Here is a 21,867-nt window from a genome sequence, read left to right as displayed (position 1 = left end):
AATTACGCCTCCTCTCTCTGCGGGAGAAACTTTCCTAACAGAATGGCTAAAACCAGCATACTGCCGAAGAGCAGGTACCCTCCGGCCAGGCCCATTAGATTAAACAGCTGCGCCGTAAGACCTCCAATCAAAAAGGCAATAACTAGAACAGCCGGCCAGATAATCAAGCCTTCCTGTTTGCCCCTTTCCTTAAAAATAACCAGTGCAGAAGCAATACAGGGAACAAAAATTGTAATCGTAATTAAACCAGCTAACTTCTGTAGTGCGGTTAATTCCATGGAAGCAAAACCGGCAGCACCAAAATCTCGACGAACAAAGCCCATGATAAATGCTGTTGCCGCTTCCTTAGGCAAACTTAACCAGCCAACCGTTAAGGGACGCAACCAATCCTGCAACATTTCCAGTGCCCCGGTAATTTGCATAATGCTAATAATAAAGGCGCCAATTGCAAACAAAGGGGTAGCTTCTTTCAGAAAGTGACTGGACTTGGTTGCTGTCTTCTTTACTACATTACTCAGCCGCGGTAAGCGCATGGGAGGTGAGTCGATTAACAGATCAGTAGATCTACCCGGTAATAGCTTATTCAATAAAGTACCTACCAGAGCCAGAAGGGAAAAGATAGCCAGCACATATAATATTACAAATTTTGCACCTAATCCTGAAAGCAGTGCTACGATAACCCCCATCTGGGCAGAACAGGGAATAGCCATAGCAAGGAGGAAAGTCGCAATTCGTCTCTCCCGATCAGAACCAAGCACTCTGGTGACGATAGTGGCCATGGTGACACAGCCAAACCCCAGAATCATCGGGATAACCGCCCGTCCATTCAGACCAATGCTGGTCATAACCCGGTCGAGCAAAGTGGCGATCCGCGGTAGATAGCCACTGTCTTCAAAGATGGATAAGACCAGATAAAAGCCCACCACCAGTGGCAAAAGCAACCCAAAAATATAAGTGACTGTCATGGTCAAAATACCAAATTCACCGATTAAGATGGTACCCAGAGCTGAGTGTTCAGGGATAATACTACCAATTACCTGTCTAATCCAGGGTTCATAGAAACCCTGCATAATGGTTTCCTCTGTAACCCCTACAACATCCTGCGCAATAATTACACCGATAATTTCATACATTCCCCAGAGGGCCAATAGCAAAATGGGAATCCCTGTCAGCGGGCGGATACTCCATCGTCCCAATCTGGTTGACCAGCTAATACCCTGGCTTGTTTCCCGCTGTACTTTTTCCACCAGCCGGTTAACCCGTTCTCTTCTTCTCCGGTATATTTCCTCCTGCAAATCTCCCGGTGGCAGGCCATTTCTCTCCGCTACAATTGGGTCTCCTTCCAGAATTAAAAGAGCTTCTCCCTGGTGCCCCACTTTGGCTGTCATCCATTCCAGTTTATCCTGCAGCCAGGGGTCTATATATCCAGGTCTAGCCTGATTTAGTCCTTCCTGCAATTCTTTGAAGCCTTTTTTCTCAACAGCTACTGTAGGAAATACCGGGACGCCCAGCTCTCTGGATAATAGATCGATATCAATTTCCATACCATTTTTTCGGGCTTCATCAACCATATTCAAAGCCACAATCACCGGTACACCGGTATCTATGATTTGCTGGGTTAAAAACAGGTCTCTTTCCAGGTGAACAGCATCTACAACATTAATCACCAGATCTGCATCTAAAATAATGTCCCGCGCTATCCTTTCCTCATCATTAAAGGAGGAAATACCATAAACACCAGGAGTATCAATTACCACATCTTGACCATACCGACCATGGCTAATTTCCAGGGTTGTCCCCGGGTAATTAGAAACATCCACATACATTCCAGTAAAAGCATTGAAAAAAACCGATTTACCTACATTAGGATTTCCCGCCAGAACTATTTTCCTGGCTCCAGGCGGGATATCCAGTGCCAGGTTACAATGATGGCAATGCATAGAAATTCCCTCTTTCCTTAAAGAATCTCAACCAGAATTTTTTGCGCCAGTTGCCTGCCTACAGCTATCTCCTGTTTTTTGCGGCCGAGAATAATCGGTCCAGCCGGAATAATTTCTTCAACTGACACTATTTCCCCTTCACTAATCCCAAAGCGTAAAGCCTGGGCCCGAACTACCGGATTATTAATACTATGTATTCTTACCTTCTGTCCTTTTTTCACCATATCCAGTGGTGCCAAATGGGCCACCTCCATTCACCTCGTTGAGAATGATATTCATTTACTCTATAATTATGATAGTTCATTTGTACTAAATTGTCAAGAGGTCACTAAAAAAGCATTGCCTTTTATATAAGGCAATGCTTGCATCAATCAAATTATGCCTCAGGAACAACTCCCTGAGCCTCTTTTAAGGATAAACTGATACGCTTCTCATCAGATTTTACGTCAATAACCTTTACTAAGACTTCCTGACCTGGCTGTACCACTTCGTCAGCTTTGGCCACCCTCCTATCCGCCAGCTGAGAAAGGTGAATCAAACCATCTACTCCCGGTTCTAACTCTACAAAGGCCCCAAAAGGAACTAACCGCACCACTTTCCCTTTTACAATGGAGCCAACGGGGTATTTTTTCTCTACTGTTTCCCAGGGACTGGGTAAAACCTGACGCCGACTTAAAGATATCTTTTCATTGGCCTGATCTATATCCAGTATTTTTACCTCAATTTCTTCCCCTTCTCTGATCACTTCAGCAGGGTGATCTACATGATGCCAGGCTAATTCAGAAATATGCAGTAAACCATCTATTCCTCCCAGATCTACGAAAGCTCCAAAAGAAGTAATACGGCGTACCTTTCCTTTCACGATTTGTCCAGGAGCAAGAGTAGCCAGTGCATTCGTCTTCTTCTGCAGCTGTTCTTCCTCAATCACTGCTTTCCGGCTGACCACTACTCTGGCTTTCTGCCGGTTAAATTCAATTATTTTGACAGCAACTTCCTGACCAACATATTTTTCTAGATTTTCCACATAACGAACATCAACATGAGAGGCCGGCAAAAATGCTCTTACTCCCAGATCTACCAGTAACCCGCCTTTAATTACTTCAGCCACCCGACCGGTTACTTTTTGTCCGGTTTTGTAGGCTTCTTCCAGGGTATTCATAGCCTTCATGGCATCAGCTTTTTGTTTAGAACAGACGATCCGCCCTTCCATATCCTCAACCTTTAGTACTACTACCTCAATTTCATCCCCAGGTTTTACATATTCTCTGGCGGATTCCACCGGACAACAGGTCAGTTCCCTTAAGGGAACGACAGCTTCTGATTTGGCTCCTATATCCACCAGGACTTCATCGTCACTTACAGACACCACAGTGCCTTTTAACTTTTGCCCCCGGCTAACCCTTTGGAATTCCAGAGCCTCATTGAGCAGCTGCTCCATATCCTGGGGATTTTGTTCTGTCTGTTCGTTCTGACGTATATCGGTCATTTTCTTGACAACCTCCTCTATGATCCAGTCAGGTGTAGAAGCACCTGCAGTTATACCGACCTTATCTACACCTTTAAACCAGTCGGTTTGAATCTCAGCAGCAGTTTCAATCGCATAGGTGGTGGCGCCTGATTCCCGGCAGATGGCTGCTAGTTTTTGAGTATTGGCACTATGAGCACCACCTACAACCAGCATAACTTCCACCTGGCTTGCTAATTCCCGTGCCGCCTGTTGTCTTTCTTCCGTAGCGTGGCAGATGGTGTTAAAAACCCTTACTTCCCGGCCAAAAGTCAGCAATTCTTTAACTACCGCCTGCAATCTGGCTAAAGGCTGTGTGGTTTGAGCCAGAACGCCAATTTTTTTCCCTGGCTTAATCAGTTGAAGATCTTCCGGTTGCTGAACTACAATCCCTTTGCCTTCGGTCCAACCGATGATGCCCTTAACTTCCGGATGTTCGGCTTCTCCTACCACGATAACAGTATATCCATCTGCTTGTAAAGAACGAGCAATTTCCTGGGCCTTTTTGACAAAAGGGCAGGTAGCATCAACTAGCTTTATCTTCAACTCTTCAGCCTTATTTAGAATCTCCGGGCCCACTCCATGGGAACGGATAATCACCACTTCACCAGCAGCAGAATCCAAATTTTCGATAACTTTTATTCCCTGTTCTTCCAGTTTGGCAACAGCCTGCCGGTTATGAATTAACGGTCCATAAGTGTATATTTGACTGCCAGTTTCCCGGGCTGCTGCTTCAGCCACCTGGATGGCTCGTTTCACTCCGAAACAGTAACCGGCAGCGCGGGCTAAGATAATTTCCAACCTGTTCACCCCTGGTTCTGTAAGTATAATTGTTTGTCCATTACCTCAAATTATTCTATTTTCGTCAGAAAAGTCCTGCATTTGCTTAAAAAAAATGTTATTTTTCCCTTAACCTCTTAATTTCAGCCATTATCTGCTGGGCAAATGCCTCCAGTTCCTCTTTGCTTACCTTGCTGCCTGCTGGCCAGGGCGGTTTAATCACCTGACCCACGCGAACAGTAATGGGAGCCAGTAAACGCTGGGTGTTGATTAAGGCCACTGGCAATACAGGAGCCCCTGTCTTAGCAGCCAACATAGCCACTCCCAGTTTGGGCTGTTGTAAATTGCCATCTTTACTGCGCGTACCTTCCGGAAAAATGCCAAAACAGTCCCCCTTCTCCAGGACATCCAGAGCCGCTCTGATCGCTCCCCGGTCACCTGTACCTCTCTTTACAGGAAAAGCGCCCAGATGCCGAATAATCCAGCTAAGTACCGGGACCTGAAACAATTCTTCCTTGGCCAAATAGCTTACCTTCCGATCAAAGGCACAGCCTACTACGACCGGATCCAGATTGCTGACATGGTTAGCAGCAATAATTACTGGTCCCTCTACCGGTAGATTCTTTTCCCCTTCCACTTTCCAGCACCTAACAAACCGTAAATAAGACCGACAAAGCATTCGGGCAAATTGATAAAAATCCACCTTATGTATTCCCTCCCAAACGTTTTAACAATTCATTAACCACTTCTTCGATGGTCATTCCGGTAGTATCAATAATCTGGGCATCTTCTGCCGGTTTAAGGGGAGCAATCTCCCGTCCGCTATCCATTTTGTCCCTTAAAGCCATTTCCTCTAAGAGACTCTCAAAGCTCTGGGTATAACCTTTGCTTTTTAACTCCAAATAGCGGCGGCGGGCCCGCTCTTCCAGAGAGGCAGTCAGAAAGAACTTGTGCTCTGCCTCAGGCAATACCACCGTGCCGATATCCCGACCATCCATTACTACCGGCCACTTTTCTCCCAGTGCCCGTTGCCAAATCGTTAGCTTTTCCCGCACAGCCGGAATACGAGCAACCTGAGATACCGCCTGACTTACCTGAGGCGTTCGGATGGCGTCACTGACATCCTCCCCATCTAAAATCACCCGCAATCCTTCAGTTGCTGGGATCAGGTCCACCTCTGTTTCTGTTAGCATATCAGCGATTTCCTTTTCATCTCCCGGATCCAACCCCTGTTTTAAAACCTTCAGGGTAACTGCCCGGTACATTGCCCCTGTATCTACATATAGATAACCCAGTTGCCGGGCCAGCAAACGGGCAATGGTGCTCTTGCCGGCACCAGCAGGTCCATCAATGGCAATTTGTTGTAGTTTGCTCATCACTCAAACCCCTCTTTCTTCTCTCAGCTATTATAACAAAAACCTGCAGTCAAAGAAAAGAAAAAAGGGGCATTTTGCCCCTACCAGCGCCTTTCTGCTCCACCACCGCCCGATGAGCCGCCGCCAAATCCTCCTCCGCCCCGGCGACCTCCGCCAAAAATAGCCGCATAGAAAAACAAATCCATCAACAAGCGGGTAATCCGGGCGCGGTTGAACAGTACATCCAGTAACAACAAGCCAGCGATAATATAAGCGATAGTAATGTTCTTCCTACTCTCCTTTTGCTCCGGTTCAACAGGCTGTACCAGGTTTTTTACCTGATATTCACGAGCAACTTCCTCTACCAGACGACGGTAGCCATTTTCAATACCCCGATTATAATCGCCCTGCCGGAAGTATGGCAAAACTGATTCATCTAAAATGCGTCCCGCTTTCCCGTCGGGGATGGCCCCCTCCAGCCCATAACCAACTTCGATTCTGACTTCCCTTTCATTGGGAGCGATGAGGAACAGCACGCCATTATTGTGTTCCTTACTGCCAATCCCCAGTCTTCTGAATTCTTCGACTGCTATCTGGCTGATAGGTTTACCTTCCAGAGATGGCAGAGTCATCACAACTACTTGAGCCCCAGGAGTGGCCTGTTCTAAAGCAGCTCCTAGTTGATTGATGCGCCGGGCCACCTCTGGAGATAGAATCTCAGCCCGATCCTGAACATAAATGTCCGCCGACCAGGCAGTGTTAAATATTGCGATTAGAAAAGAAAAGAGTAATATCCAAACGGGGAGTACACGGCGCCAGCTTATCCGCATGCCATTTGCCCCCTTTAACTTTTACCAGAGCCAAAATCCACTTTAGGTGCCTGCTCAGCTCCTGGCTGAGCCTGGAAAAATTCTTTGGCATTAAAGCCAAATACTCCTGCTACCAAATTGGTTGGAAAACTTTTCAGATAGGTATTGTAGGCCTGGACAGCTTTATTATAATCCTGGCGGGCCACGGCGATACGATTTTCGGTACCTGCCAGCTCATCCATTAATTGCCGGAAGTTAGCATCTGCCTTAAGGTTAGGATAATTCTCAACTACCACCAGCAAACGGCTTAATGCGCTATCCAGCTGAGCATTAGCTGTTGCTGCTTCCGCCGGTGTTCTGGCCCCGGCCAGGCGGGATCTGGCCTCAGCAATATTGCCCAGTACCTCTTTTTCATGAGCAGCATAACCTTTAACTGTTTCTACCAGATTGGGAATCAGATCTGCCCGCCGCTGCAGCTGGTTTTGCACTTGAGCCCAGCTGCTTTCCACTTGCTGTTCCATCGTTACCAGGTTATTATAAGTACTGCTCAGACTCATACCCAGAACCAGTACAATCCCCAGTATTACCAGAACAGGAATCCACGCCTTTTTCATAAACAATCCCCCTTTTTAAAGTAAAATAAAGAGACCTTTACCCCTTGTGGAGCAAAGGTCTTGCTGCTAAGGCCAAAACCGGGGTCTAACCCGAGTTGACGATTCTGGCTCCCTGTAGTCAGGGCGCTACTCCCCATTTGCTAATTATATTATATTGATTTTTCTTCTCTCAGTCAAGATTGGCTCCTAATCTTTGCAAACTGGAAACAAAGTCAGGATAGGAAACTGGAATTGCTTCACAACCCGAAACAGTAGTAGTCCCATGCGCTACCAGACCAGCAATTAGCAAAGTCATTGCCATTCTATGATCATGGTAGCTTTCTACCCGGGCTCCCACTAGTTTAGCCCCACCTTCAATTATCAAGCCATCGGGCATTTCTTCGATGGTAGCTCCCAGTTTGCTCAGTTCCCGGCTTATAGCAGCCAGACGGTCCGATTCCTTGACCCTGAGCTCTGCGGCATCCCGGATTATGGTCCGACCACGGGCCACTGCTGCCGCCAGAGCCAGTACAGGAATTTCATCAATCAATCTGGGAATAAGCTCCCCTCCTATTTCTACACCCTGTAACTCCGCCGATTCTACCAGCAGGTCTGCCACCGGTTCATCGCCAAATCGGCGATAATTCATCAGTTGAATTCTGGCCCCCATTGCCTGTAAAACATCAAGAATACCGGTACGAGTAGGATTGACACCCACCTGTTTTAAATAAAGGCTGCTATTGGGAATGATACTGGCAGCTACCAGCCAGAAGGCTGCGGAAGAGATGTCACCCGGTACCTGTACTGGAACAGCCTGCAATTTCTGTCCGCCCTCAACCCAGAGCCGGTTTCCTTCCTGCCCTATTTCAACACCAAAAGTGCGTAACATTCTTTCCGTGTGATCCCGGCTGACAGCAGGCTCCTGTACCTCTGTTTTCCCTTCAGCCCGCAGCCCAGCCAGCAACAGAGCAGATTTCACCTGCGCACTGGCCACAGCGGAAAGGTGCTGACAGCCAACCAGTTTACCGCCCTGGATGGCCAGGGGAGCCAGCTTACCCTGACTTCGGCCCTGAATCCTGGCTCCCATCTTTTGTAATGGCTCAGTTACCCGGCCCATAGGTCGCCGCCGAATCGAAGCGTCTCCTGTCAGGACGCTGAAGAAATCCGTGCCGGCCAGAATGCCCAGCAGTAGCCGCATGGTAGTACCGCTATTGCCCACATCCAGTACATCAGACGGCTCTTTTAATCCCTGCCAGCCACGCCCATGAACCTTCAGGGCACCTGGTCCAGTTTCCTCGATCTCAACTCCCATCTGGCGCAAACAGGACACTGAGCTGAGACAGTCAGCCCCGGGCAAAAAGCCGCTGATTTCAACAGTGCCTTCTGTTAATGCTCCCAGCAACACTGCCCGATGGGAAATGGACTTATCTCCCGGAATCATCAACTCGCCTTTGATCCCTGCACTGGGTCCTTGAACTCGAATTTGCTCTACCATATCCTTCATCCTTATCCCATATTTTGCCGGTAAACCCTGGCTTGTTCCAGAAGCATACTCAACCGTGTCTCGTCGGTATTACTCAAGGCATCTTTAACTGTTGTTAAAAAAACCTGTAAATCATCAATAGCTGCCAGAATTTCTTCTCTATTGGTCAAAAATATATCCAGCCACATTGGCACCGGACTACCAGCAATTCTGGTCGTATCCCGTAATCCTGGCCCGGCCCATCGTAATGCCTCCTGCCCCAGAGCACATACTACATTGTACAATAATCCCCCTGCTACCAAATGGGGTAAGTGGCTTAGGCGGGCTGTGATGCGATCATGGTCCCTGGCGGTAATCAGGCGCTCTTTAGCGCCAACGGCCTGTACCATCTCCCTGACCAGCTCCAGGTGTTCCGGACCACAGTTCTCTCCTGGACAGAGAAACCAGGTTGCCCCCTGAAAAAGTCTGGCAGAAGCTGCTGCTATTCCCTGTTTTTCTGAACCGGCCATGGGATGACCGCCAATCCATGCTGTTCCCCGGGGTAAGCAAGCTGCAATCTTCCGTTCCAGTTCCCCTTTAGTAGAACAAAGGTCGGTTAACACCGCGCCCCGGGCCAGGCTGGCTGCCACCGATTCCACCAGTTGCATAGCTGTTCTGACTGGCACTGCCAAGACCACCAGATCAGCAACAGCTACAACTTCAGCCAGTTCCTCCCTAATCTCAATCCCAGGTATTAACCGGGCAGCTTTTTTTCTTACTTCCGGGTCAATATCCCAACCCCTGAGCTGCCAGCTGGTATTTTGACTTAAAGCACTGGCCAATGAGCCGCCCATTAGGCCCAGTCCAATAATGGCTATCTTGCGTTCTACTGTCATCGCCTTCACCCCAGCTCTTTTCCCAGTGCTATAGCCAGTTTTCTTACTTGTTCTACCAGATGGGCAAAATTTTCCGGAGTCAGGGACTGGGGTCCGTCGGAGACAGCCTCACTCGGATTAGGATGCATTTCAATCATTAACCCATCAGCACCTGCTGCCAGTCCTGCCAGCGCCATTGGTGTTACCAGTTTCCATTTACCTGTACCATGGCTGGGATCCACCAGAATGGGCAAATGGGAAAGTTGACGAGCAAGAGCTACCGCATTCAAATCCAGGGTATTACGGGTAGAAGTCTCAAAGGTACGGATACCGCGTTCACAGAGAATAACCTGGAAGTTGCCGGCAGATAAAATATATTCCGCTGCCAGCAGCCATTCTTCAACGGTAGCACTCATCCCCCGTTTTAATATAACCGGCTTACCAGCCCTGGCTACCTCCTTCAGAAGCAGGAAGTTTTGCATATTGCGGGCTCCGATCTGCAGAATATCGGCATATTCGGCCACCAGCTCCAGAGAGCGAGGATCCACCACTTCCGTAGCCACCGGCAGGCCGGTTTCCGCTCGCGCTCGGGCCAGTAATTTTAATCCCTCTTCTTCCATGCCCTGGAAGGAGTAGGGGCTAGTACGAGGTTTATAAGCTCCCCCGCGCAAAATACTGGCTCCGGCGGCTTTGGCCAGTCGAGCTGCCGTTAAAATCTGCTCCTCCCCTTCCACCGCACAGGGGCCGGCAATAATCTGCACTTTTCCTCCGCCAATCTGGACATCCCCTACCGTTACTACCGTATCCTGGGGATGAAAATCCCGGCTGGCCAGTTTATAAGGCCGTAAAATTGGTACAACTCGTTCTACCTGGGGTAAAGCCTCCAGAGCCAGACTGGCTGCCAGTTCCCGGTCCCCGATGATGCCCAGGATGGTTCGTTCAATCCCCTGGGACAGATGCACCCTTAGTCCTGCTCGTTCGATCATTTCAATAACCTGATTTTTTTCCTGCTCTCCTGCCTGGGCAGTTAACACAACGATCATCACTACCATCCTCCCATCCTGCTATTTAGTAACAATTAGCTATTAATTACTTCCCTTAAAGCCTGGATAAAGCCTTGATTTTCCTCCGGCAATCCTACTGTGACCCGCAACCAGGTTCCCAGCCCTACATCCCGCACTATATAGCCTTTGCGCAAGAGCTGCTGAAATACTTCAGCAGCCGGACGCTCTACATTAATCAGAACAAAATTGGTATAGGAAGGTACGTATTCCAATCCCAGCTTCTCCAGGGCCGTGTAGAAAAACTGTAATCCCTGGGCATTTAACTCCCGTACCCTTTCCAGGTGGACCTGATCTGCCAGAGCTGCCCGGGCAGCCGCCTGGGCCAGAGCATTCACATTAAAAGGCGGCCTAACCCGTTCCAGGTTTTGCACGATTTCCGGTTTGGTTAAAGCATAACCCACCCGCAATCCTGCCAGTCCATAGATTTTGGAGAAGGTGCGCAAAACAATCACATCCCTGCCCTGGCGCAAATAGTCCAGGCCATCGGGATACTCTTCATTATTGACATATTCATAATAAGCTTCATCGAAAACTACCAGCACTCCTGCCGGAACCCTGGCCATAAAGGCAGCTACTTCCTCTCTGGTCACCATAGTTCCGGTGGGATTATTGGGATTGCAGAGAAAAATCATCCTGGTTTTTTCAGTAATCGCCTGAGCCATAGCGGGTAGGTCATGTCGCCAATCAGCCGTCAAAGGTATTTCAACCGGCACTCCCTCCATCATCCTGACCACAGGCTCATAGCGGGGAAATGACGGTTTGGCCATAATCACTTCATCCCCTGCTTCCACATAAGCCAGAGCCAGCAGCTGAATCAGTTCATCGGAACCATTGCCTAAAGCGATCTGTTCAATGGATACCTGCCAGTGTTTAGCCAGGGCCTCCTTCAGATAATAACCATTTCCATCCGGATATAAATTGGTTTTGCCGGCTTGATCCACCATGGCTGCAATAGCCTTTGGTGAAGGCCCGACCGGATTTTCGTTGGAAGCCAGTTTGGCGACCCGGGTAAGTCCTAGCTCCCGCTGAACTTCTTCAATTGGTTTTCCCGGCACATAGACTTTAATTTTTTCTAGAGATTTCCTTGCCTGCACCACACTCTCTTCCCCCCTCTGTAGAAATTTGGCAAAAAGGGCACCCCTGATAGGAGTGCCCGCTGATGGACGGAATGTCCCCATCTGCGTTATTGTTTTCCTCCTACCTGCCTTCCTACCAGTTCTAGTAAAATCTTTACAGTCTACCATCCTACCCAGCAACTACATTGAAACTTACTTTGCTTCATCTTACCATAATCCCATAAATTTTGTAAAGACTAAATTGCTATTTCCCGTCCAATAGCCTGCGCAATCTTCTGCAAATCCTGCATCAGTTTATGAAAGTTAGCCGGAGTGAGAGACTGAGGACCATCACAGAGAGCTTCTGCTGGATTGGGGTGAACCTCAATCAGCAAACCATCTGCTCCCGCTGCAATCGCTCCTTTAGCCATAGCCGCTACCAGCTGCCAGCGGCCGGTAGCATGGCTGGGATCTACAATTACGGGTAAATGGGAAACTTCTTTTACTACCGCAACTGCACTTAGATCCAGCGTATTGCGGGTTGCTGTCTCAAAAGTGCGGATTCCCCGTTCACAGAGGATGATCTGGTCATTCCCCTGGCTCATAATATACTCGGCAGCCAGTAACCATTCTTCAATAGTAGCTGCCAGGCCTCGTTTCAATAAGATCGGCTTCCCAATTCTACCAGCTTCTTTTAAAAGGGCGAAATTTTGCATATTCCGGCTGCCAATTTGCAAAATATCCGCATATTCAGCTACCAACTCCAGATCCCGGGTGTCCATGACCTCGGTCACTACAGGCAAACCGGTCTCCCTTCTGGTTTCAGCCAGCAACTTCAGGCCTTCTTCCATCAAGCCCTGAAAAGCATAGGGAGATGTTCTTGGTTTAAAGGCACCGCCCCTTAAAACCCTGGCCCCGCCTTCTTTAACGGCATAAGCAGCAGCCAGCAGCTGTTCCTTGCTTTCCACGGCACAGGGCCCAGCCATCACTATTATTTCCCTATCCCCGACTTTCAGTTCCTCATTTATGGTTACAACGGTGGCCTGGTCCAAATGCTGTCTTGCCACCAATTTTAATGGAGTCATTTCAACTTCCCTCCTCATCTCCCAGGGCAGCCTTTAACTCACCAATATAAGCTGTCAATTCCCTGAGGGCCCGGGGAGATGTTCCATCTTCTATTAACTTTTTCATCACAGCACTACCAATAACAACCCCATCACAATAGGGCTGAATTTTTTTTATCTGTTCAGGTTTATTAAAACCAAAACCTACAACTACAGGCAGGCCAGAATTTTCCTTGGCGGCCACAAGAAAGTCCGTTAATCTATTCGACAAATGCGTTCGAATTCCTGTAGTGCCGGTTACAGAAATGCAGTAAAGAAAGGGTTCTTTCAGTTTCCGCATCTCCTGCATCCTGGCCACCGGCGTTGTGGGTGCTGCCATAGGAATCTGGGCTAGGCCGTAGGGCTTGAGTATGGGTTCCAACCAGTGGCGTTCTTCCAGAGGAATATCTGGCACAATCACACCACCAATCCCTGCTTCTACCAGCCTTTCTCCCGCCTGGTCTAACTGTAAAAGTGGATTGGCGTAAGTCATAAGCAAGAACGGCACTGTTCTTAGCTCCACTGGTAAGTTTTTTAAACAATCCAGTACTTTTTCCGCAGTTGTTCCAGCCTGTAATGACAGTTTGGCTGCTTCCTGAATAACCGGCCCATCAGCACTGGGATCGGAAAAAGGCAGCCCCACTTCGATCAAATCAGCGCCACCTTCCAGTACAGCTGCCAGAATTTCAGGAAAGAGCTCCATGCGGGGATAACCAGCCGTGAGATAGATGATTAAATTTTTCTTAGCTCTAAGCATCTACCTCACCTCCTAGTTGCTGGAGTGTATGGACATCTTTATCGCCTCGACCGGAAAGACAAATAACCATAATTCTATCAGGTCCAAGTTCCCGGGCCAACGGCAGTGCACCTGCAATAGCATGAGCACTTTCCAGTGCGGGTAAGATTCCTTCCGTCCGACATAGCAATTCCGCAGCCTGTAATGCTTCCTGATCGGTGACTGCCAGGTAGCGGGCCCGCCCGGTTTTATGCAGAAAAGCATGTTCTGGACCTACCCCCGGGTAATCCAATCCCGCTGATACAGAATGTGCTTCCAGAATTTGACCATGAGCATCCTGTAATAAAAAGGTCCTGGCTCCATGCAAAACTCCGGGACGACCACAATTTAGTGTTGCCGCATGTTGCCCCGTAGCCAAACCTTTGCCTGCAGCTTCCACTCCATATAAGGCTACCTGAGTGTCCTGTAGAAAAGGATAAAATATGCCCATAGCATTACTGCCCCCACCGACACAGGCCACAATAGCGTCAGGCAACCGCCCTTCTTTGTCCAGTATTTGTCTTTTTGTCTCCTCCCCGATAATTTTTTGAAATTCCCGAACCAGGGTTGGATATGGATGAGGGCCTACCACCGAACCGATGATATAGTGACAGTGTTCAATTCGGGTAACCCATTGCCGCAAAGCCTCATTGGTGGCATCTTTAAGAGTGCAGCTGCCACTTTGCACAGGCACCACTTCAGCCCCTAAGAGCTGCATCCGTAAAACATTCAGCTGCTGTCTTTCTACATCTTTTGCCCCCATATAAACTGTACATTTTAGATTCAACAGGGCCGCCGCAGTAGCTGTCGCTACTCCGTGCTGGCCTGCCCCTGTCTCGGCTATAACCTCTTTTTTCCCCAGTTTTCTGGCCAGCAACGCCTGACCCAGGGTATTATTGATTTTATGACTGCCTGTGTGGTTCAAATCTTCGCGTTTAAGATAAATTTTAGCCCCACCAGCCAGCTTCGTCAAGTTAGCAGCATAATACAGGGGAGACGGTCGCCCAACATAATCCCTTAACAAATAATTTAACTCTTCCCAAAAAGCCTTATCCTCTTTGATCGCAAAGAAAGCCTGTTCTAGTTCCTGTAAAGCAGGAATTGCCGTTTCAGCCACAAACCTGCCGCCAAAATTTCCGAAATACCCTGCTCTTGCCATTACCATAGCTAAAACCTCCTTATGATTGCGGCTACCCTAGCCATTTTTTCAGCATCTTTGATTCCAGGCTGGCTTTCCACCCCGGAATTTACATCCACCAAATCGGGTTGAAAGATTTCTAATAATTTAGGGATGTTTTCTGCATTTAAGCCTCCAGCAATCCAAACTGGTTTGGGCAACCGCAGGTTTTGTAAAACCGTCCAGTCAAAATTCTGGCCTGATCCTCCCCGGTTATTGTCCAGCAGTATAGCTTCCACTACCTGTAGAAAAGGTTCCAGTTCCTTTCGCAGTTGACTGCCATCGCGATAAACCACAGACCAGGCCTTGACTGCTGGCCACTTTAAGGCAGAGCAATAGGCCGGGCTCTCCCGCCCGTGAAGCTGCAACAAATCCAGATTCAAATCCCGAGCCAGATTGTAGGCCTCCGTAACAGGCACATCAGCCACTACCCCCACTTTCCAGCAAGAAGAAGGGACTTTTTCCAGAATGGCCCGGGCTTGTTCCAGGCTAACCCTTCTTTTGCTTTCAGCTCCAATGATGACTCCGATGGCGTTAGCACCGAGGTAAACTGCCTTTTCTGCGTCTTCTACCCTGGTAAGACCACAAACTTTGAATTTCAACAAAAAAATCCCTCCCCAAAGGAAAGAGAGGGTGAAAGACTGATTTAGTTCCCTCATCTCTCCTCAACTCTGCTCTCCTGAGCTATGCTAATACTTCCTGAACTCAAAATAGCGACTGCCAGCATGATAGCTAGCCCCCCACCGATTTGAGAGAGGCTGAGCCGCTCTCCCAGAAACCAGAAAGCGGTCAAGGCGGCAACCACCGGTTCCAACATGGAAATTATCACTGTCTCTGTTGCGGAAATACGTTTAAGGCCGGCAAAATAAAGGCCAAAAGGAATAATAGTAGCGAAAAGGGCAATGTAAATAAAAAACGCCACTGTTTCTACAGAGTTTACCTGGGCCAGCAGCCGCCTGGGACTGTTGATTAGCCACCAGGGTAAGCCCCCAGCCAGCAAAGCCCATCCCAGGGTAGTCCAGGGGGTATATTTCTGTAAAACCTGTTTGCCGTAAACGGTATAGAACGCTGCTGTTACAGCAGATGCCAAACCGGTAAGTAATCCATCCAGAGGAATGCCCTCTAAACTTAGTTCCGGGCCCATTATCATTAGTGCGCTCCCGGTAATCGCCAGGATTAAAGCTAAAAGGCCCCGGAAATCCGGTAACTGTTTCTGCCAAACCCAGGCATACAGAGAAACCAGGACAGGGGAAAGATATTGCAGGAAAACGGCCAGGGCCACATTAACCCTGCTTACTGTATAGAGATAAGTGAACTGCACACCGGCCATCCCTAAAATCCCAAGAATAATGATTTTGCCATAATCCTGTCTCTCAATTTTAAGCAACTGTCTCTGCTTGATTGCCAGCCAGGCCAATAACAGCCAGGCCGACAAATTCAACCTAATCTGGACCAAAATCAGGGGATCTACCTGTTTATTAAAGAAATACTTGGCAACTGTTCCTGAAAAGCCCCATAAACCAGCAGCCAGTACTACCATGAAAGCCCCTTTTAAATGTTGATTCGTAATCATTCCCTCCTGCAATCCAGTATTTTTCTGATCACTTCCCCTGGTTCTTGACTGCGCATTAAACGGGTTCCGATTAATAATCCATCTGCACCAGCCGACAGCAATACCTTAGCATCTTCGGCCGTATTGATACCACTGGCGGCAATTACTTTTCTACCCTGGCAGAAAGGAAGCAAGTGCAGGCTACGTTTGAGATCCACCTCTAAAGTAAACAGATCCCGGTTATTAATCAAAATAATTTCTCCATCGGTCTGCTGAACCAGTCCCCAATCCCTTTCATCAAAAATTTCCAGGACCGGCTCAATTCCGACTTGACGACAGCAGGCAACCAGCCTTTGCAAGGTACTCAGATCCAGCAAACGAACTATCAGCAACAGTGCATCAGCTCCGGCCTTTCTGGCTGCATAAACCTGAGCCGGATAAAGGATAAAATCCTTGGCCAGAATCGGAAGCCTTACATGTTTTTTTATTTCAGTTAACAGCTCCAGGTCTCCTTGAAAGAATTCCGGTTCAGTGACAACGGAGATCGCTGCTGCTCCGTTTTGTTCATAAGCCTTTGCCCGTTCAACTGCCTCCTGGCGTAAACCAAGTGGGCCGGCACTGGGGGATGCCAGTTTAATTTCTGCCAGCAGAGCCGGTTTTGTAGCAAAAATTGCTGAGAAGGGGCGTGATTCAGGCAAATCCCTTATACCTTCTTGCCTATAAATGGCGCTTGCTTTTCCCCATCTGGCTTTCACATTGGTTAGGATCTTTTTTAAAAAAGGCGCCTGTTTCACATAGCCACCTCCCTGACCCCAATCTCAGCCAGATAGTTAGCCACTCTGCCTTGTAATATCGCCTCACGGGCTATCCTTACACCCTCTCTCAGGTCACTGATCGTTCCAGCAACCCAGAGGGCCAGCGCAGCATTGGCCACTGTAGCTTCCAGAAGCGGACCTGCCTGGGGTCGGAAAAAGAGGTCCAGTAACATTCTGGCATTTTGCCGCTGGTCCCCACCCTTCAAATCCTGCAACTGACAACCAGCTATTCCTATTTCCTCCGGCATCACGGACTTAATGGTTATTTGTCCATCCTGGACCAGAGCCAGCAAATTTTCCCCAGTGGGTGAGAATTCATCCAATCCGTCTGCTCCGTGGACAACCACTCCTCGCTTCCTTCCCAGCTCTACCATTACTTCAGCAAAGGGTTTAACCCAGCTGGTTGCAAAAACCCCAATCACCTGAGCCTGAGGATGTGCCGGGTTACAAAGAGGGCCCAGCAAGTTAAAAACTGTTCTTACCCCCATTTCCTTTCGCACAGGCATCACTGTCGCCAGAGCTGGATGATAAAAGGGAGCGAACAAAAAGACAAATCCCTGTTCTTCTAAAATCCTGGCTGCCCGTTCCGGTTGATTGGGCAAAGGCAAACCCAGTTCCTCTACCAGATCGGCACTGCCACAGCGACTACTTACGGAACGGTTACCGTGTTTGGCTACTGGTATCCCCAGGGCCGCTGCCACCAGCGCTGCTGCTGTCGATAAATTAAAGGTACCGGCTCCATCCCCGCCAGTGCCACAGGTATCAATGACCAGGGGTAAATTGTGTTTCACCGGGCGAGCAAAACGCAACATGGCCCTAGCCAGAGCCGCCACTTCCTCCGGCCGTTCCCCGCGCAAACGCAGCGCAGCCAGCACAGCCGCAATTTGAGCCGGCAAAGCCTGCCCGGTAAGAATCAAGCTCATAAGCTCTTCAGCTTCCAGTGCGGTCAATATCTGTCCCTGTAAAATTTTCTCCAATAAATCCTTGACTCTACTCAACTCTCCTCAACTCCTTATCCTAATAACTCATCTTCAGAAAATTGCGTAATAAGTCCTTGCCTACTTCGGTGAGAATGGATTCAGGATGAAACTGTACTCCTTCTACTAAAAACTCCTTATGTCTAATCCCCATGATCTCTCCCTGGGCTGTTTCTGCGGTAATCTCCAGACAATCAGGCAAAGTCTCTTTTTCCACAATCAGAGAATGATAACGGGTGGCTATAAACGGGTTGGGCAATCCGGCAAAAACCCCCTTGCCATCGTGATATATTTCAGAAGTCTTACCATGCATCAGTCGCTCTGCCCTGACCACCTTACCTCCAAAAACCTGGCCGATGGACTGATGTCCCAGACAGACTCCCAGGATGGGGATTTTACCAGCAAAATATTTAATCACATCCAGGGAAATTCCGGCTTCATTGGGAGTACATGGTCCAGGACTGATGACAATATGTTGCGGCGAGAGATCTTCTATTTCTTCAACCGTAATTGCATCATTGCGAAATACCCTGATTTCCTCCCCCAGTTCCCCCAGGTATTGAACCAGATTGTAAGTAAAAGAATCGTAATTATCAATCATTAAAATCATTCAATTTTTACCTCCCAGCCAAGTGCTTTAAACATTGCATTGCCTTTATGAATTGTTTCCCAGTATTCACGCTCGGGATCAGAATCAGCCACAATCCCTGCTCCTACACGAACCTGGGCCTGATTTTTCTGCATAACAATAGTTCTGATCGCAATACAGGTATCAATATCGCCGGCAGAACTAAAATAGCCAATTGCTCCAGCATAAAGCCCCCTGCCATCGGCTTCCAGCTCATTAATTATTTCCAGGGCTCTTACCTTTGGAGCACCACTTACTGTTCCTGCCGGAAAACAGGACCAGAAGGCATCCACACTATCATACTCATCCCCCAGTTCACCATGTACAGAAGAAACCAGGTGCATGACATGAGAATATTTTTCGATTTTATAAAAATCTTTCAACCTTACAGTCCCGGAACGGGCCACTTTGCCGATATCATTTCGACCCAGATCAACCAGCATTAAATGTTCTGCCCGTTCCTTCTCATCCCCTAATAATTCTGCTGCAATCTTGCTGTCTTCTACATCAGTCCGTCCACGAGGTCGCGTCCCGGCGATCGGGCGCGTTTCAATCCATCCATCTTTTACCCTTACCAGCATTTCCGGTGATGATCCTATAATCTGGTAATCACCCATTTGTAAATAATAGTGGTAAGGGGAAGGATTAAAATTGCGTAGATCTCTGTACACATCTAAAGGCTGACGAGTAGTTAACCCGTAAAAAGGCTGAGATAGAACTACTTGAAAGATATCTCCTGCGCTAATATAGTCTTTAGCTTTTTCCACCATATTTAGAAAATCCGCTTTTGCATATAAAGCTTTAGCTGGCTGGATTGTGGGATTCTGCTTGTCCTTAGACAGAGCAACTGCCTGAATCTGTTTAAGTTGTTTGATGATTTCCTCAACCTCGCGGTTTAAACCCGGGCTGTTAACAATTACTTTGCATTGTTTTTCCTGTCTATCAAGAATAATCACGTTTCTGGGTCTTAGCAAGATCGCGCCAGGAAATTGAAAAATGTCCTTTTTCCGCCCACACTCGTTCAGCCGGTGCTCTTTTTCCCGATAGGCCATATCGAAGGAAATACAGCCCACAAATCCATTATAAAATGGTTCAAGTTCTTTTAACAGGGGAAATTTATTCTTTTTTAATAATTTCGATAATTCTTCCCTATCATCTGCAAAGATATACTCTTCACCATCCCAGCCGATGATAGTATAACGTGCCAGTTTCTGGGGTCCTTCAGAACTCTCCAGCAAAAAACCAGTTCCTGAACCAACTAATTGTTCAAAAATGAGAGATGGGTCCTGTAACCAGTGATCTTGCGCCGCAATTATTCTGTAAGCAGGCAAATCCCACTGAGATTCCTGAACTGGGTACAAAAAAATCTCCTCCTTTCGAGGAGATGAAGATAGCCAAAAAAGCCCATACCAAAAAGGCTGGGCTTTCTTTCTAACCCTTTCCCTTCTCGGCTCTCCTCATCTCTCCTCAACTCATCCATGCTCAATGATATTTAGTTGTATATATATTACCATCGTACAAGTTTTTAAGTCAATATGCTTACGAAAAAATATAAAAATCACCCCTGAACATATCGTTCAGGGGTGAATCGTCCGGCAGCGACCTACTCTCCCAGGACCCTGCGGTCCAAGTACCATCGGCGCTGGTGGGCTTAACTGCCGTGTTCGGTATGGGTACGGGTGTTGCCCCACCGCCATTGCCACCGGACTGGCTCCCCGAGCAGGACTCGAACCTGCAACCTACCGGTTAACAGCCGGGCGCTCTACCATTGAGCTATCGGGGAACATTATTCAATTCAAGGGATTGCTCCCTCAAAACCGCACAGAGTTCTTTTGAGGTTAAGACCTCGACCTATTAGTACCGGTCCGCTCAAAGCCTTGCGGCTCTTACACTCCCGGCCTATCTACCTGGTCTTCTTCCAGGGGTCTTACCTGGTTTTCCCAGTGGGAAATCTTATCTTGAGGTGGACTTCGCGCTTAGATGCTTTCAGCGCTTATCCCGTCCAGACTTGGCTACCCAGCGATTGCTCCTGGCGGAACAACTGGTACACCAGCGGTCTGTCCATCCCGGTCCTCTCGTACTAGGGACAGCTCCTCTCAAATTTCCTCCGCCTGCGACGGATAGGGACCGAACTGTCTCACGACGTTCTGAACCCAGCTCGCGTACCGCTTTAATGGGCGAACAGCCCAACCCTTGGGACCTACTTCAGCCCCAGGATGCGATGAGCCGACATCGAGGTGCCAAACCTCCCCGTCGATGTGGACTCTTGGGGGAGATAAGCCTGTTATCCCCGGGGTAGCTTTTATCCGTTGAGCGATGGCCCTTCCACTCGGTACCACCGGATCACTAAGCCCGACTTTCGTCCCTGCTCGACCCGTCGGTCTCACAGTCAAGCTCCCTTCTGCCTTTGCACTCTCCGCGCGTTTTCCATTCGCGCTGAGGGAACCTTTGGGCGCCTCCGTTACTCTTTGGGAGGCGACCGCCCCAGTCAAACTGCCCACCTGACACTGTCCCCTACCCGGCTCTCGTGTACGGGTTAGAACTTCAATATCACAAGGGTGGTATCCCACCAGCGACTCCACTTAGGCTGGCGCCTAAGCTTCCCAGTCTCCCACCTATCCTGTACATGCAATACCAAAATCCAATGTCAGGCTACAGTAAAGCTCCACGGGGTCTTTCTGTCCTGTCGCAGGTAACACGCATCTTCACGTGTACTACAATTTCGCCGAGTCCCTCGTTGAGACAGCGCCCAAGTCGTTACGCCTTTCGTGCGGGTCGGAACTTACCCGACAAGGAATTTCGCTACCTTAGGACCGTTATAGTTACGGCCGCCGTTTACCGGGGCTTCGGTTCAAAGCTTCGCCTCTCAGCTAACCTTTCCCCTTAACCTTCCGGCACCGGGCAGGCGTCAGCCCCTATACGTCAGCTTTCGCTTTGGCAGGGACCTGTGTTTTTGGTAAACAGTCGCTTGGGCCTCTTCTCTGCGACCGCTCTATGCTCCAGGCGCAAGGCCCTTCACATCTAGCGGCACTCCTTCTCCCGAAGTTACGGAGTCATTTTGCCGAGTTCCTTAACGAGGGTTCTCTCGCTCGCCTTAGGATTCTCTCCTCACCTACCTGTGTCGGTTTCCGGTACGGGCACCATACCCCCTCCTTAGAGGCTTTTCTCGGCAGTTTGGCGTCAGAAGCTTCGCCCTTACGGGCTCCCCTTCACCTCTCAGGATTTCCGTGAGGCGGATTTGCCTGCCTCACTCCCTACTGGCTTGGACCGGTCCTTCCAATCACCGGCTCTCCCTAGCCTCCTGCGTCACCCCTTCGTAATATCGGTTGTATGGTGGTATCGGATTTTCAACCGATTGTCCATCACCTACGCCTCTTCGGCCTCGGCTTAGGTCCCGACTTAC

Annotated in this window: 20 protein-coding genes, 1 tRNA gene and 2 rRNA genes (1 of these 23 running past the window's edge); all 23 read right to left on the bottom strand. The window is 48.7% G+C overall.

Annotation, left to right across the window (positions count from 1 at the left end):
• Positions 1-2 precede the first annotated feature (2 nt).
• Complete coding sequence (feoB, locus tag CTH_RS06185; protein WP_107753337.1) at positions 3-1,940, bottom strand: ferrous iron transport protein B; 1,938 nt, start codon at positions 1,938-1,940, stop codon at positions 3-5.
• 17 nt (positions 1,941-1,957) lie between these two features.
• Positions 1,958-2,179 carry a FeoA family protein gene (locus CTH_RS06180; protein WP_307167151.1) on the bottom strand — a complete coding sequence of 74 codons (222 nt, stop codon included), beginning with the start codon at positions 2,177-2,179 and terminating at the stop codon, positions 1,958-1,960.
• A gap of 137 nt (positions 2,180-2,316) precedes the next feature.
• Positions 2,317-4,245 carry a bifunctional 4-hydroxy-3-methylbut-2-enyl diphosphate reductase/30S ribosomal protein S1 gene (locus CTH_RS06175; protein WP_159073827.1) on the bottom strand — a complete coding sequence of 643 codons (1,929 nt, stop codon included), beginning with the start codon at positions 4,243-4,245 and terminating at the stop codon, positions 2,317-2,319.
• 97 nt (positions 4,246-4,342) lie between these two features.
• A complete protein-coding gene (locus CTH_RS06170; RefSeq protein ID WP_242946665.1) occupies positions 4,343-4,927 on the bottom strand; it encodes a lysophospholipid acyltransferase family protein in 585 nt (194 codons plus the stop codon).
• 1 nt (position 4,928) lies between these two features.
• A complete protein-coding gene (gene cmk / locus CTH_RS06165) occupies positions 4,929-5,600 on the bottom strand; it encodes a (d)CMP kinase (protein ID WP_078666261.1) in 672 nt (223 codons plus the stop codon).
• Between the two features lie 80 nt (positions 5,601-5,680).
• Positions 5,681-6,409 carry a TPM domain-containing protein gene (locus CTH_RS06160; RefSeq protein WP_078666262.1) on the bottom strand — a complete coding sequence of 243 codons (729 nt, stop codon included), beginning with the start codon at positions 6,407-6,409 and terminating at the stop codon, positions 5,681-5,683.
• 14 nt (positions 6,410-6,423) lie between these two features.
• The gene (locus tag CTH_RS06155; RefSeq protein WP_079907736.1) at positions 6,424-7,002 is read right to left on the bottom strand and encodes a LemA family protein; all 579 of its coding nucleotides are present in this window, start codon (positions 7,000-7,002) and stop codon (positions 6,424-6,426) included.
• Positions 7,003-7,171: 169 nt separating this feature from the next.
• Positions 7,172-8,476: a 3-phosphoshikimate 1-carboxyvinyltransferase gene (aroA, locus tag CTH_RS06150; RefSeq protein WP_107754285.1), complete on the bottom strand. Its 1,305-nt coding sequence runs from the start codon at positions 8,474-8,476 to the stop codon at positions 7,172-7,174.
• 11 nt (positions 8,477-8,487) lie between these two features.
• Complete coding sequence (locus tag CTH_RS06145) at positions 8,488-9,339, bottom strand: prephenate dehydrogenase/arogenate dehydrogenase family protein (protein ID WP_107753333.1); 852 nt, start codon at positions 9,337-9,339, stop codon at positions 8,488-8,490.
• 5 nt (positions 9,340-9,344) lie between these two features.
• Entirely contained in the window at positions 9,345-10,361 is a 1,017-nt protein-coding gene (aroF, locus tag CTH_RS06140) for a 3-deoxy-7-phosphoheptulonate synthase (RefSeq protein WP_078666265.1), read from the bottom strand.
• Positions 10,362-10,396: 35 nt separating this feature from the next.
• Positions 10,397-11,479, bottom strand: coding sequence for a histidinol-phosphate transaminase (gene hisC / locus CTH_RS06135; RefSeq protein WP_242952066.1), 1,083 nt, complete (start codon positions 11,477-11,479; stop codon positions 10,397-10,399).
• 215 nt (positions 11,480-11,694) lie between these two features.
• The gene (gene aroF, locus CTH_RS06130) at positions 11,695-12,522 is read right to left on the bottom strand and encodes a 3-deoxy-7-phosphoheptulonate synthase (RefSeq protein WP_242946667.1); all 828 of its coding nucleotides are present in this window, start codon (positions 12,520-12,522) and stop codon (positions 11,695-11,697) included.
• 1 nt (position 12,523) lies between these two features.
• On the bottom strand, positions 12,524-13,297 hold the full coding sequence (trpA, locus tag CTH_RS06125) for a tryptophan synthase subunit alpha (RefSeq protein WP_078666268.1): 774 nt from the start codon (positions 13,295-13,297) through the stop codon (positions 12,524-12,526).
• Complete coding sequence (trpB, locus tag CTH_RS06120; protein ID WP_200803501.1) at positions 13,290-14,480, bottom strand: tryptophan synthase subunit beta; 1,191 nt, start codon at positions 14,478-14,480, stop codon at positions 13,290-13,292. Before trpB ends, trpA begins: the two co-directional genes overlap by 8 nt.
• 2 nt (positions 14,481-14,482) lie before the next feature.
• On the bottom strand, positions 14,483-15,097 hold the full coding sequence (locus CTH_RS06115) for a phosphoribosylanthranilate isomerase (RefSeq protein WP_159071856.1): 615 nt from the start codon (positions 15,095-15,097) through the stop codon (positions 14,483-14,485).
• 50 nt (positions 15,098-15,147) lie between these two features.
• The gene (locus CTH_RS06110) at positions 15,148-16,065 is read right to left on the bottom strand and encodes a DMT family transporter (RefSeq protein WP_078666270.1); all 918 of its coding nucleotides are present in this window, start codon (positions 16,063-16,065) and stop codon (positions 15,148-15,150) included.
• Entirely contained in the window at positions 16,062-16,742 is a 681-nt protein-coding gene (locus tag CTH_RS06105) for an indole-3-glycerol-phosphate synthase (RefSeq protein WP_159071855.1), read from the bottom strand. Before CTH_RS06105 ends, CTH_RS06110 begins: the two co-directional genes overlap by 4 nt.
• A gap of 92 nt (positions 16,743-16,834) precedes the next feature.
• The gene (gene trpD / locus CTH_RS06100; protein ID WP_079907746.1) at positions 16,835-17,857 is read right to left on the bottom strand and encodes an anthranilate phosphoribosyltransferase; all 1,023 of its coding nucleotides are present in this window, start codon (positions 17,855-17,857) and stop codon (positions 16,835-16,837) included.
• Positions 17,858-17,876: 19 nt separating this feature from the next.
• Entirely contained in the window at positions 17,877-18,446 is a 570-nt protein-coding gene (pabA, locus tag CTH_RS06095) for an aminodeoxychorismate/anthranilate synthase component II (RefSeq protein WP_078666273.1), read from the bottom strand.
• Positions 18,443-19,825, bottom strand: coding sequence for an anthranilate synthase component I family protein (locus tag CTH_RS06090; RefSeq protein ID WP_078666274.1), 1,383 nt, complete (start codon positions 19,823-19,825; stop codon positions 18,443-18,445). Before CTH_RS06090 ends, pabA begins: the two co-directional genes overlap by 4 nt.
• Before the next feature lie 229 nt (positions 19,826-20,054).
• Positions 20,055-20,171 (bottom strand): 5S ribosomal RNA (gene rrf / locus CTH_RS06085).
• 1 nt (position 20,172) lies between these two features.
• Positions 20,173-20,247 (bottom strand) — tRNA-Asn (locus tag CTH_RS06080).
• Between the two features lie 51 nt (positions 20,248-20,298).
• A 23S ribosomal RNA gene (locus CTH_RS06075) occupies positions 20,299-21,867 on the bottom strand; it runs 1,547 nt beyond the window's last position.

This window comes from Carboxydocella thermautotrophica (genome assembly GCA_003054495.1).
Taxonomy (GTDB): domain Bacteria; phylum Bacillota.
Note: the sequence above shows the minus strand (reverse complement) of the source record. Positions and strands in the feature narration are given on the sequence as shown.